This window comes from Candidatus Binatia bacterium (genome assembly GCA_029243485.1).
Classification (GTDB): domain Bacteria; phylum Desulfobacterota; class Binatia; order UBA12015; family UBA12015; genus VGTG01.
Map to the genome: position 1 here is coordinate 145548 of JAQWRY010000007.1, position 12883 is coordinate 158430.

Consider the following 12883-nt stretch of genomic DNA (forward strand, 5'->3'; position numbering starts at 1 on the left):
GAATGCTGTTCGAAAGACCGCACCTGCTCGGGCTCGAGGGACTGACGGCGGACGAGCTGACGTTCCTCCTGGATACCGCCGAGTCGTTCAAGGAAGTCTCGGAACGCGAGATCAAGAAGGTGCCTGCGCTCCGTGGGCGCACCGTCGTGAATCTCTTCTACGAGCCGAGCACGCGGACGCGCACGTCGTTCGAGATCGCCGCGAAGAGGCTCTCTGCCGACACCGTGAATCTGAGCGTAGAGGCTTCATCGACGGCCAAGGGCGAGACCCTGAGCGACACGGCGCGGAATCTCGCGGCGATGCGCCCCGATGCCATCGTCGTTCGGCACCCGTCGTCTGGTGCGCCGGACTTGCTTGCGCGACACGTGGACTGCCCGATCATCAACGCGGGCGACGGCCAGCACGAGCATCCGACGCAGGCGCTTCTCGACCTCCTCACGATTCGCGAGCACAAGGGCCAGATCGAAGGGCTCACGGTGGCGATCGTCGGCGACCTTCTCCATAGCCGAGTCGCGCGATCGAATCTGCACGGACTTCGCACGATGGGAGCGCACGTTCGCTTCGTCGGGCCGCCGTCGCTCGTCTCGCCGTATTTCGCGGACCTCGGCGCCGAGTTGGTGCACGATCTCCACGAAGGCGTGCGCGGGGCCGACGTCATCATGATGCTCCGCATCCAGCGCGAACGCATGACCGGGCGGTACTTCTCCTCGCTCGACGAGTACTCCCGCCTCTACTGCCTGTCGGCGGACGCCGTTGCGAAGGCGAAGCGCGACGTCATCATTCTCCACCCCGGTCCGATGAACCGCGGCGTGGAGATTTCCAGCACGGTCGCGGACGGTCCCTATTCGGTAATCATGGACCAGGTCACCAACGGCGTCGCGGTCCGGATGGCGACCCTGTACGTCCTGGTCGGCCGTCGCCGGTCCGGTTCCAGTGAAAGCGACGACGAAGCGAGCGCCGAGGCCACGTCTGAGGCGAGCGTGCTGCAGAGGGCGGCGACTGGTGAGTGATACGGGCAGCAGGCCGATTCGGATCGTCGGCGGGACCGTCGTGGACCCGAGAAAGCTCAAGGAGACGCAAGCGGACGTTCTCGTCGAGAACGGCACCGTGACCGCGATCGGCGACGGCGTTCCCGATGCCGGCGACGGGATCGAGACGATCGATGCGACGGGCCTTCTCGTGTTGCCCGGCGCCGTCGACATGCACGTGCATCTCCGCGAGCCCGGGTTCGAGTACAAGGAGACCATCGAGAGCGGGGCGAAGGCCGCCGTCAGCGCCGGCGTCACCAGCGTCGCCTGCATGGCCAATACGCGCCCGGTCAACGACACGCCCGCGGTCACACGCTTCATCTTGGAGCGGGCACGGGTCGCCGAAGGTGCACGGGTGTATCCGATCGGCGCCGTTTCGATCGGACTCGAAGGGAAGATCCTCGCCGAGTTTGCGGGCATGCACGACGCGGGCATCGTCGCGGTGTCGGATGACGGCCGCCCTGTCGCGGACGCTGAGCTGATGCGGCGGGCGCTGGAGTGCGCGAAGCTCTTCGACATTCCGGTCATCGACCACGCGGAGGATCCGGCGCTGGCCGCGGGCGGCGTCATGCACGAGGGGGCCGTTTCACTTCGCCTGGGCCTCCGGGGTATCCCGGCCGAGGCGGAAGAGGTGATGGTTGCGCGGGACATCGCGCTCGCGCAGCTGACGGGCGGGCGCCTCCACATCGCCCACGTGAGTGCGGCGGGCTCCGTTCGTCGTGTACGCGCCGCACGGGCGGCGGGTGTCCAGGTGACGGCGGAGGTGACCCCGCACCATCTGTGGCTCACGGACGAAGCGGTTGGGCACTACGACACCAACGCGAAGATGGCTCCGCCGCTGCGGACAGAGCTCGATCGGGATGCCCTGCGCGAGGGGCTGCGGGACGGTACGATCGATGCGATCGCGACCGACCATGCTCCGCATCACCGAGACGAGAAGGATGTGGAGTTCGACTGCGCTCAGCACGGGGTGGTAGGGCTGGAGTCGCTGCTGCCGCTGACGATGCGGCTGGTCCGCGAGGGCGTGCTTGATTTGCCGACCGCGGTCGCGAAGATTACGAGCGAGCCGGCTGGAATTCTACGGCTGCCGGGGGGCCGCCTGGAAGTGGGGGCTGTCGCGGATGTCGCGGTGGTCGACCCCGAACTGGAATGGACGTTCGATCCGATGTCACTGAAGAGCAAGAGCAGGAACACACCGTTCGGCACCTGGCCGATGCGCGGGCGCGCTCTCGTCAGCCTCGTTGGCGGCCGAGTCGCCCACGATGGCCGCCAGGCGGTGAGTTCGGTCGGACAGAGGAGAAGCGCTTGAGTCTGGGATTGGCAGCGAACCGCACTCCGGCGATTCTCGCGTTGTCCGACGGCCGCGCGTTCCGCGGGCGTGCGTTCGGCGCGACCGGGGAGGTATCGGGCGAGGTCGTGTTCAACACGTCCATGGCCGGATACCAGGAGATCCTCACGGACCCGTCCTACGAGGGCCAACTCGTCGCGATGACATACCCGGAGATTGGCAACGTTGGCGTGAACGACGAGGACGTCGAGTCTGGCAAGCCGCACGTCGGTGGGTTCATCGTTCGCGAGTACTGGCCGCAGCCGTCGAGTTGGCGCGCACAGCAGTCACTCGACGCGTACATGCGTGAGCACGGGATCGTGGGCATCGAAGACATCGACACTCGCGCTCTCGTTCGGCACATCCGGGATGTGGGCGCGCAGCCCGCGATCATCTCGAGCGGCGACTACGACGAGGCAGACGTGCTCCGCCGCGCGGCGGCCGTCCCGGGGCTCGAGGGGCAGGACCTCGCTTCGCGCGTGACCTGCACCGAGCCCTACGATTGGGACGAGGGGGGCTGGACCCTCGGGGCTGGCTACCGTCGTGGCAAGGATCTCGAGCGCTTCGTCGTCGCCTACGATTTCGGGCTGAAGAGAAACATTCTGCGCAATTTGGTGGATGCCGGCTGCCGTGTGCGCGTGGTTCCGGCGGCGACACCCGCTCGAGAAGTTCTCGAGATGAAGCCGGATGGCATCTTCCTGTCGAATGGGCCTGGTGACCCGGCCGCCGTGGAGACGGCGCGGGGAGAGATCGCGGAGTTGGTGGGCGCGGTCCCGCTTTTCGGGATTTGCCTCGGCCACCAGGTTCTCTCGCTGGCTCTCGGTGGTCGGACCTTCAAGCTTCCGTTCGGTCACCACGGGGGAAACCACCCGGTGCAGGATCTTTCGACGGGCAAAGTGGAGATTACGTCGCAGAACCACGGATTCGCGGTAGACGCCGAGTCTCTTCGCGGTGTTGGTGCGGTGAGTCACCTGAACTTGAACGACGGTACCGTAGAGGGGCTCGCCCACGAGGCGTTGCCGCTCTTTTCTGTGCAGTATCACCCCGAGGCCTCGCCCGGCCCACGGGAGTCGGCGTACCTCTTCGCGAGGTTTGCCGACATGATCGACCGGGCGAAGGGCTGACAGCATGCCGCGGCGCGACGACATCAAAACCATTCTTCTGATCGGTTCCGGGCCGATCGTTATCGGCCAGGCGTGCGAGTTCGACTACTCGGGCGCCCAGGCGTGCAAGGCTTTGCGCAGCGAGGGTTACCGCGTCGTGCTGGTGAACTCGAACCCGGCGACGATCATGACGGATCCGGATTTCGCGGACGCGACGTACGTCGAGCCGATGACTCTGGAGATCCTCGAGAAGATCATCGAGCGCGAACGCCCGGACGCGGTGCTGCCGACGATCGGTGGGCAGACCGGTTTGAATCTGGCCCTCGAGATCGCCGAAGCCGGGATTCTGGACAAGTACGGCGTCGAGATGATCGGGGCGAATACGGCCGCGATCAAGAAGGCGGAAGACCGGGACCTCTTCAAGAACGCGATGCACGCGATTGGCCTCGAAGTGCCGCGCTCGGGTTACGCCCGGACGTTGGCCGAAGCTCAGGCGGTGCAGCGCGATCTCGGTTTTCCGGTGATCATTCGACCGTCTCGGACACTCGGTGGCATGGGAGGCGGATTCGCTTCCGATCAGAAGGCGTTCGACGAGCTCGCGGCCTGGGGCCTCGATCTCTCGCCGCACAGCGAGGTCCTCGTCGAGGAGTCCATCGCCGGGTGGAAGGAGTTCGAACTCGAGGTGATGCGAGATCACGCGGACAACGTCGTGATCATCTGCTCGATCGAGAACCTCGACCCGATGGGCGTTCATACCGGCGACTCGATCACGGTCGCGCCGATTCAGACGCTCACCGACAAGGAATACCAGATCCTGCGTGACGCCTCGATCGCGATCATCCGAGAGATCGGGGTCGACACTGGCGGCTCGAACATCCAGTTCGCGACGGATCCCAAGACCGGTCGCATGGTCGTCATCGAGATGAACCCGCGCGTGTCGCGCAGCTCGGCCCTCGCCTCGAAGGCGACCGGTTTCCCGATCGCGAAGATCGCGGCCAAACTCGCCGTCGGCTTCACGCTCGACGAGCTCAAGAACGACATCACGCGAGAGACACCGGCGTCGTTCGAACCCTCGATCGACTATGTCGTTACGAAGATTCCCCGGTTCACGTTCGAGAAGTTCCCGCAGGCGGACGATCACCTGACGTCTCAGATGAAGTCGGTCGGCGAAGCCATGGCAATCGGTCGCACGTTCAAGGAGAGCTTGCACAAGGCGCTTCGCTCGATGGAAATCGGGATCGCCGGCCTGGAGCCGACGGCCGGCGACATGACCGACGAGACTTTGCGCGATCGCCTGCAGGTGCCGAACCCGCAGCGGTTGCTGCTCGTCGCGGATGCATTCCGCCGCGGTTGGGGGCAGGAGGAGATCCACGATCTCTCCCGCATCGACCCCTGGTTCTTGCGCAACATCGAGGATCTCGTCACGGCAGAGGCGGAGATCGGCGAGCTGGGTCTCGCGGGCCTCGAGCGCGACGGAGCGGCCGGGCTGGCCGCGGCGAAGCGTCTGGGCTTCTCGGATCGCCGCCTCGGGGCGCTCCTGGGAACGGACCGGCACGTGATCCGAAAGACTCGCGAGCGCCTCGGTATCACCCCGGTCTACAAGACGGTGGATACGTGCGCGGCGGAGTTCGCAGCGTACACGCCGTACTTCTATTCGGCGTATGAGCCGGGAGAGTGCGAATCGTCGCCGACCGATCGGCGTAAGATCATGATCCTCGGCGGCGGGCCGAACCGGATCGGGCAGGGCATCGAGTTCGACTACTGCTGCGTCCACGCGGCGTTCGCACTGAAGGAAGACGGGTTCGAGACCATCATGGTCAACTGCAACCCGGAGACCGTCTCCACCGACTACGACACGTCGGACAAACTGTACTTCGAGCCGCTCACGCTGGAGGATGTCCTGGCGATCGTGGAGAAGGAGAAGCCCTACGGTGTCATCGTGCAGTTCGGGGGCCAGACCCCCTTGCGGCTGGCGGTGGACCTCGAGCGGGCGGGCGCGCCGATCATCGGGACGAGTCCCGACGCAATCGATCGCGCCGAAGATCGCGAACGCTTCAAGGAACTCTTGGAGAATCTGGGACTCCACCAGCCCGAGAACGGAACCGCCCGGTCGGTCGAGGAAGCGTCCGTCATCGCGAAGAGGATCGGCTATCCGGTCCTTCTGCGACCGAGCTACGTGCTGGGCGGTCGCGCCATGGAGATTGTGGCCCACGAAGAGGGGCTTCGATCTTACATGGACCGCGCCGTCAGTGCCTCGCCGGACCACCCGGTGCTCGTCGACAAATTCCTGAACAATGCGATCGAGATCGACGTCGACTGCGTCTCCGATGGGACCGACGTAGTCATTGGCGGGGTCATGGAGCACATTGAGCCTGCGGGAGTTCACTCCGGCGACTCGGCGTGCGCACTTCCGCCGCAGCGTCTGTCCGCGGACACCCTTGCGGAGATTCGTCGTCAGACGGTCGCGCTTGCCCGAGAACTCGAAGTCATCGGTCTGATGAACATCCAGTTCGCCGTGCAGGCGGACACCGTTTACGTTCTCGAGGTGAACCCGCGCGCTTCACGGACGGTGCCGTTCGTTTCCAAGGCAATCGGACGACCCCTGGCGAAGGTGGCGGCCCGGGTCATGGGTGGGAAGTCGCTCGCCGAGCAGGGCGTGACGGAGGAGATCATTCCCGAGCACGTATCGGTGAAGGAGTCGGTGTTTCCGTTCCTGAAGTTCCCGGGCGTGGACACGCTGCTCGGACCCGAGATGAAATCCACCGGTGAGGTGATGGGAATTGATCGCACGTTCGCGCGAGCCTTCTTGAAGGCCGCCGACGGTGCGAGCAGTGAGCTTCCCGCGTCGGGTACTGTCTTTGTGAGCGTTCGCGAAGAGGACCGAGATCGCATTCTGCCCGTTGCGCGGCGGTTCGCCGAAGCGGGTTTCCAACTCCTCGCGACGCACGGAACCGGAGGGCATCTGCGCGCCGCCGGCGTCGAATGCGAAGGGGTGAACAAGGTGCACGAGGGCTCGCCGCACATCGTCGACGCGTTGCGCGATGGCCGCGTCGCACTCGTGGTGAACACGACGTCGTCGCCGCAGTCGATCGTCGACTCCTTCTCGCTGCGGCGCACGACCCTCGAGACCCGGACGCCCTACGTGACGACGATCGAAGGAGCGGTTGCCGCGGCTGAGGCGAGTGCGGAGCGCTCCGGTGGTCCGCTCGAAGTTCGAACGCTCCAAGAGTACCACGCGTCCGCCGCGAGAGCGCGAGGCGCCTGACCCTTGCCGAGCGACCCGCTCGCCGACCTGGTTTCAAGTGCCGCGCGGCCGCTGAGTTTCCTGCGCGAAGCGGATGCTGGTCAGCGCGCGCGGACGCGTCTGCCGGTTGCGGCCTGGCTGAAGCGGATCGAGACTCTGGAATCCGCCGAGCCCCGGCTCGCGGAACTGGCCGACATCCTCAGGCGCCTCGACGACGCCGAGGCGCGTCAGGAGACGAAGCTCCTCGATCGTGCGCTGGAGCTACTGCGCACGATCGCAGGTGACGACGCTGGACCGCCGCAACCGACGCCCGGGCCGACCGCTACGCCGACCAAGCCAGCGCCGGGGCCGGCCACGTCCACGGCGACGAGAGTGGCAGCGGCCACAGCGACGAGCGCAGCTGAGGCCCCGGTTCGGGTGGAGCATCAGCGCGTTGCGCCGGCATCGGAAGGCGCGATCGACGCGTATCTGGCGGCTCTCGCACTTCCGGTGACGAGCTTGTCCGGGGTGGGTCCGGCGCGGGGGAAGGAGCTGTCGAAGTATGGTCTCGAGACGGTTGAGGACGTCCTGTACCACCTCCCGTTCCGTTACGAGGATCGCAGGAAGCTGGCGCTGGTCGAGGACCTCCGCGAAGGGGAGGCGGCTACCACCACGCTCACTCTCTCGGGTGTCGACGATCGCTCGTTCGGTCGGCGCGGACGCCGCGTGCTCCGCGCGATCGGCCGGGACGAAACCGGCGTGGTCGAGCTCGTCTGGTACCACCAGATCCGGTACTTCCGGTCGCGGCTGAAGGAGGGATCGCGTTGGCTCGTCCACGGGCGCGTCGAGCGAGGACACGACGTGTCTCTCCGAATGGTGCACCCCGAGATGGAGGCCGCCGACGAAGGAGAGAGCAGCTCCGCCCCGCGCATCGTGCCGGTGTACGAGAAGCCGACGGCGATGCCGGCCTCGGCCATGCGGCGGATCGCTCACGCTGCCATCCGCCAGCATGCGAAGACGATCCCGGACACGCTGCCGGTCGCACATCGCGAGCGTCTGGGGCTCCGGGATCTGACGGACGCGTTCGAGTGCGTGCACGCACCCGAAGGAGAGGAGGACGTCGAGGACCTCGCCCGCGGTGGCTCGGCCTGCCACCGCGCGATCATCTTCGACGAGCTGTTCTTCGTGCAGCTCGGCCTCTTGCTGCGCAAGGCGACGGTAGCCCGGCAGGCCGGGATCGGGTTCTCCGTACCGGGGGTGTTGGCGGACCGATTGCTGTCGGAGCTGCCGTTCGCCCTGACGGGCGCGCAAGAGCGCGTTCTGAGCGAGATCCGTGCGGACATGGAGGCCGCGCGGCCCATGCACCGCCTTCTGCAGGGCGACGTCGGGAGCGGGAAGACCGTCATCGCGGTCGCGGCCGCGCTGCGTGCGATCGAGGCGGGCTACCAAGCGGTCTTGATGGCTCCGACCGAGTTGCTCGCGGAGCAGCATTGGCGGACCGTGCAGAAGGTCGCCGGGGGCCTCGACGTGGGGTTGTGGACGCTCACCGGTGAGACCCCGACCACGGAACGGCGGGCGGCGCTCGCCGAACTTGCGGAGGGGCGGCCAGGGCTCGCGGTTGGAACGCATGCGCTGATCCAGGATCAGGTTCGATTCGGGCGGCTCGGCCTCGCGGTGATCGACGAGCAGCACCGCTTCGGCGTGATGCAGAGGGCCGCGCTCTCCAAGGCGGAGGGGGAACTTCCACCAGACGTCCTTCTCATGACTGCCACTCCGATTCCGCGGACGATGGCTCTGAGCGTCTACGGTGATCTCGACCTGTCGACGATCGATGAGCTGCCGCCTAGTCGAAAGCCGGTCACGACTCAGTTGTTCGGTGCATCGCATCGCTCGCGTGCCTACGAGACGGTTCGCGACGAGGTCGCGGCAGGGCGTCAGGCGTACGTCGTGTACCCACTCGTCGAGGAATCCGAGAAGACCGACCTGCGGGATGCGACGTCCGCGGCGGAGGAGCTTGCGAGCGGTCCGTTTGCGGACTTTCGTGTTGCACTTGTGCACGGCCGGATGGCATCGGCGGCACGAGACGCGGTCATGCGCGCCTTCCGCGATGGCGAGTACGACATCCTCGTCGCCACGACCGTCATCGAGGTTGGGATCGATGTGCCGAATGCGAGCGTGATCGTCATCGAGCACGCGGAGCGGTTCGGCTTGTCGCAACTGCATCAGCTCCGCGGTCGCGTCGGCCGGGGGAGCGATGCAGCGTACTGTATCCTCATCGCCGACTATGCCCAGTCGAACGAGGCGAAGGAGCGTCTGCGCGTGATGACCGAGACCAGCGATGGTCTGCGGATCGCGGAGGCCGACCTCGAGATCCGCGGACCGGGGGCGCTCCTCGGGACACGGCAGGCCGGGGTTCCGGATTTCCGGGTGGCCAGTCTCCTGCGCGACGCGGGGATCCTCCGAGACGCCCGTGGGCTCGCCGAGGAGATCCTGAAGGGGGACCCCACGCTCGGCGGAGAGTCCTCCCGGGCGATCGCGAAGCTCCTGGACGCGCGCTGGGCGGGGCGTCTCGGGTTGGCCCGGGTCGGGTAGCCGGGGGCCGCTTCCGAGGGGTTCGAAACGCTGGTGCGGTAGGCCTTTTTCCGGGAACAGAGCCGTGTGCTAACGACTGGGCTATGGATTTCCCGCGAATCAAGCGGTTGCCGCCCTACGTGTTCGACGTGATCGGAGGTCTCAAGGTGGCGGCGCGAGCCCGTGGGGAGGACATCGTCGATTTCGGGATGGGGAACCCGGATCAGCCCACGCCGCCGCACATCGTCGAGAAGCTCATCGAGGCGGCTCAGAAGCCGCAGAATCACCGCTACTCGGTGTCGCGCGGGATCTACAAGCTCCGTCTCGCGATCTGCGATTGGTACCGCCGTCGCTACAACGTAGATCTCGACGCGGACAGCGAAGCCATCGTGACGATCGGATCTAAAGAGGGGATCGCGCATCTGGCGCTGGCTGTCCTCGGCCCGGGCGACGTTGTTCTCGCCCCGACCCCGACTTACCCGATTCACCAGTACGCGGTGATCATCGCCAACGGCGATCTGCGGTCGGTTCCCCTCGGGCCCGGGCAAGACTTCTTCGAGAACCTCGTCGAGGCCACGCGTCAGACGTGGCCGCGCCCGAAGTTCCTCATCTTGAACTTCCCGCACAACCCGACGACCGAAGTCGTCGACCTCGATTTCTTCCAGCGAATCGTCGATTTCGCACGCGAGCACGAGATGTATGTCGTGCATGACCTCGCGTACGCCGACATCGTCTTCGACGGATACGAGCCGCCGAGCATTCTGCAGGTGCCCGGGGCCAAAGAGATCGCCGTCGAGTTCTTCTCTCTGTCCAAGAGCTACAGCATGCCCGGTTGGCGCGTAGGTTTCGCAGTCGGGAACCCGGAACTCATTGCCGCGCTTGCTCGGATGAAGAGCTATCTCGATTACGGTATCTTCCAGCCGGTGCAGATCGCGGCGATCGCGGCCCTGAACGGGCCGCAGGAGTGTCTCGATGAAATTCGAGGCGTGTATCGTTCCCGTCGCGACGTGCTGTGCGACGGGCTCACCCGTTCCGGATGGAACGTGCCGCGGCCGCCGGCCACGATGTTCGTCTGGGCGGAGATCCCGGACGAGTGGAAGGAACGTGGTTCCCTGGAGTTTTCGAAGTTCCTCCTGAGCGAGGCGAAGGTGGCCGTGTCACCGGGGATTGGCTTCGGTGAATACGGAGATCATTACGTGCGTATGGCGCTCATTGAGAACGAACACCGGACCCGTCAGGCGGTCCGAGGCATGAGGCGGGCACTGGGGCTCGGTGGCGCGCCGCAGGCGAACTCGATTGCGGACGAGGCGGAAGACCATGGCAAGAGCTGATCGGAGTCGGCGGGCACCGTCGGGAAAGCCGGGTCAGCGTCGTGTGCGCGTGGCACTCATCGGCTGGGGCACCATCGGATCGGGTGTGATCAAGATGATGCGAGGGTCACACGACGCACTCTCGGATCGTCTCGGCGCACCGTTGGAACTGGCGCGGGTCGCGGATCTCGATCTCACGAGCAAGCGCAGCGTGCGGGTTCCGAAGAGCCTCCTCACCAAAGATACGAAGGCGGTCCTGAAGGACCCGGACATCGACATCGTGGTCGAGCTGATCGGCGGCCTGGAGCCGGCCCGGACCTTTGTCCTCGAAGCCATCGCGAACGGCAAGGCCGTCGTGACGGCGAACAAGGCGCTTCTCGCGCATCACGGTCGCGAGATCTTCACCGCGGCCGAGGCGGCGGGTGTCGGGTTCGGTTTCGAGGCGAGTGTGGGGGGCGGCATCCCGATCATCCGCACGCTGCGTGAGGCGCTCGGGGGGGATCGTCATTCCGCAGTCTTCGGCATCATGAACGGGACGTCGAACTACATCCTGAGCACGATGGCGGCGAAGGGAGATGGGTTCTCCGAGGTTCTCGCGGCCGCTCAAGCGTCCGGCCTGGCTGAAGCCGATCCGACGTACGATGTCGACGGAATTGACGCTGCGCACAAGCTGGCGCTCCTCGTGCAGCTCGCCTTCGGCGTGCACATCCCCCTGGACGCGATCCACACCGAGGGGATTCGCGAGGTCGATGAGCTGGACATGGCCTACGCGAAGGAGCTCGGGTACGAGATCAAGCTTCTCGCGATCGCGAAGCAGCTCGACGACTCGATCGAAGCCCGCGTGCACCCGACCATGATCCCGACCAGCAACCTGCTCGCGGGCGTCGACGGTGCGATGAACGCGGTCTGTCTCCACGGGGACGCACTGGGCCCGAGCATGTACTACGGCGCAGGTGCGGGCATGATGCCTACAGCGACGGCGGTCGTCGGCGACATCCTGGACCTGGCCCGCGATCGGTTGGGCCTCGGCGGCCCGCGGCTTCCTCCGCTCGGCTTCGCCGCTCGGGACCTTCAGAAGGCCCGCGTGCGGCCGATCGGCGACGTCGTCAGCGAGTACTACCTGCGGATCCAGGCGAAGGATCAGCCGGGCGTGCTCGCGGAGGTCGCCGGGCATCTCGGTCGGGCGGGCATCTCGGTGGAGTCAGTAGTGCAACGGGGCCGAAAGAGCGACGGAGCCGTTCCGATGGTGTTCCGCACGCACGAGACGCGTGAGCGAGACCTACGTCGCGCGCTTGCGAAGGTCGCCGCTCTGAAGACGATCAAGGGGACGCCCGTGGCCATCCGGATCGAAGAAAATCCGGGCTAATGGATCGCAATCTCGCAATGGAGGTCGTCCGCGTCACCGAGGCCGCGGCGCTCGAGTCGGCGCGGTTGATGGGTCGCGGGGACGCGGCGGCGGTGGATGCCGCCGCCGCGCAGGCGATGAGGAAAGCCTTCGGCGCGATCAACGCGGAGGCCGTGATCGTCATCGGAGAGGGGCAGGAGGGCGATCTCCACGTCGGTCAGCACATCGGTGGCGGGTCCGAGACCGTGTCGATCGATGTCGCCCTCGACGCGCTGGAAGGCGCGACCGTCTGTGCGACGGGTGGGGCCAATGCGCTTTCCCTAATTCTGATTGGGGAGCGTGGCCGGATTCTCAGCTGTCCCGAAACGTATATGGAGAAGCTCGCCGTGGGCCCGGCGGGGCGGCGGGTGGTCGACCTCGATCGCTCACCCACAGACAACCTGCAGGCCCTCGCCGAAGCGAAGGGCGTGTACGTGCAGGATCTCACGGTGGTTCTCCTCGACCGACCGCGCCATTCGCGGTTGATCGATGAGGTCCGGAGGGCGGGAGCGCGTGTCCAGCTGCTGGCCGACGGCGATCTGTCCGCGGCCATCGCGACCGCTCGACCCGATTCGGGCATCGACATCGTGATGGGAATCGGCGGCGCGCAGCAGGGCGTCTTGGCAGCCGGGGCGTTGGAGTGTCTCGGAGGCGAGTTCCAGGGACGGTTCAAGCCGATGACCAGCGACGAGGTGATGGGTCTCACCGATGCCGGAATCACGGATCAGGCGCGAATCTTTCGCGCACCCGATTTGATCGGGGAGAACGTCATGTTCGCGGCCACCGGCGTCACCAACGGGCACCTTCTGAAAGGCGTGCAGTTCCAGCGGGGCGGCGCGACGACGAACTCGGTCGTGATGCGATCGCAGAGCCGAACGGTCCGCTGGATCGAGGCCTTCCACCACTTCGATTTGAAACCCGAGTACTAGGAGTCCGC

At 66.1% G+C, this 12883-nt stretch carries 8 protein-coding genes; all 8 read left to right on the top strand.

Features of this window, described 5'->3' with window-relative positions:
- Nucleotides 1-2: 2 nt before the first annotated feature.
- Entirely contained in the window at nt 3-1010 is a 1008-nt protein-coding gene (locus tag P8R42_04380) for an aspartate carbamoyltransferase catalytic subunit (protein ID MDG2303886.1), read from the top strand.
- Nucleotides 1003-2337, top strand: coding sequence for a dihydroorotase (locus tag P8R42_04385; protein ID MDG2303887.1), 1335 nt, complete (start codon nt 1003-1005; stop codon nt 2335-2337). Before P8R42_04380 ends, P8R42_04385 begins: the two co-directional genes overlap by 8 nt.
- Nucleotides 2334-3479, top strand: a complete 1146-nt coding sequence (carA, locus tag P8R42_04390; protein ID MDG2303888.1) for a glutamine-hydrolyzing carbamoyl-phosphate synthase small subunit — start codon at nt 2334-2336, stop codon at nt 3477-3479. Before P8R42_04385 ends, carA begins: the two co-directional genes overlap by 4 nt.
- Nucleotides 3480-3483: 4 nt before the next feature.
- Nucleotides 3484-6723, top strand: coding sequence for a carbamoyl-phosphate synthase large subunit (gene carB, locus P8R42_04395; GenBank protein MDG2303889.1), 3240 nt, complete (start codon nt 3484-3486; stop codon nt 6721-6723).
- Between the two features lie 3 nt (nt 6724-6726).
- A complete protein-coding gene (gene recG / locus P8R42_04400) occupies nt 6727-9273 on the top strand; it encodes an ATP-dependent DNA helicase RecG (GenBank protein MDG2303890.1) in 2547 nt (848 codons plus the stop codon).
- Nucleotides 9274-9356: 83 nt separating this feature from the next.
- Nucleotides 9357-10583: an alanine transaminase gene (gene alaC, locus P8R42_04405; protein MDG2303891.1), complete on the top strand. Its 1227-nt coding sequence runs from the start codon at nt 9357-9359 to the stop codon at nt 10581-10583.
- A complete protein-coding gene (locus tag P8R42_04410; protein MDG2303892.1) occupies nt 10570-11928 on the top strand; it encodes a homoserine dehydrogenase in 1359 nt (452 codons plus the stop codon). Before alaC ends, P8R42_04410 begins: the two co-directional genes overlap by 14 nt.
- Nucleotides 11928-12875, top strand: a complete 948-nt coding sequence (gene glpX / locus P8R42_04415; protein ID MDG2303893.1) for a class II fructose-bisphosphatase — start codon at nt 11928-11930, stop codon at nt 12873-12875. The genes P8R42_04410 and glpX overlap by 1 nt, the downstream gene beginning before the upstream one ends.
- Nucleotides 12876-12883 lie beyond the last annotated feature (8 nt).

Coding starts and splice junctions, on each gene's coding strand:
- alaC (MDG2303891.1), top strand. CDS start 9,357: ATGGATTTCCCGCGAATCAAGCGGTTGCCGCCCTACGTGTTCGACGTG.
- carB (MDG2303889.1), top strand. CDS start 3,484: ATGCCGCGGCGCGACGACATCAAAACCATTCTTCTGATCGGTTCCGGG.
- P8R42_04410 (MDG2303892.1), top strand. CDS start 10,570: ATGGCAAGAGCTGATCGGAGTCGGCGGGCACCGTCGGGAAAGCCGGGT.
- glpX (MDG2303893.1), top strand. CDS start 11,928: ATGGATCGCAATCTCGCAATGGAGGTCGTCCGCGTCACCGAGGCCGCG.
- P8R42_04380 (MDG2303886.1), top strand. CDS start 3: ATGCTGTTCGAAAGACCGCACCTGCTCGGGCTCGAGGGACTGACGGCG.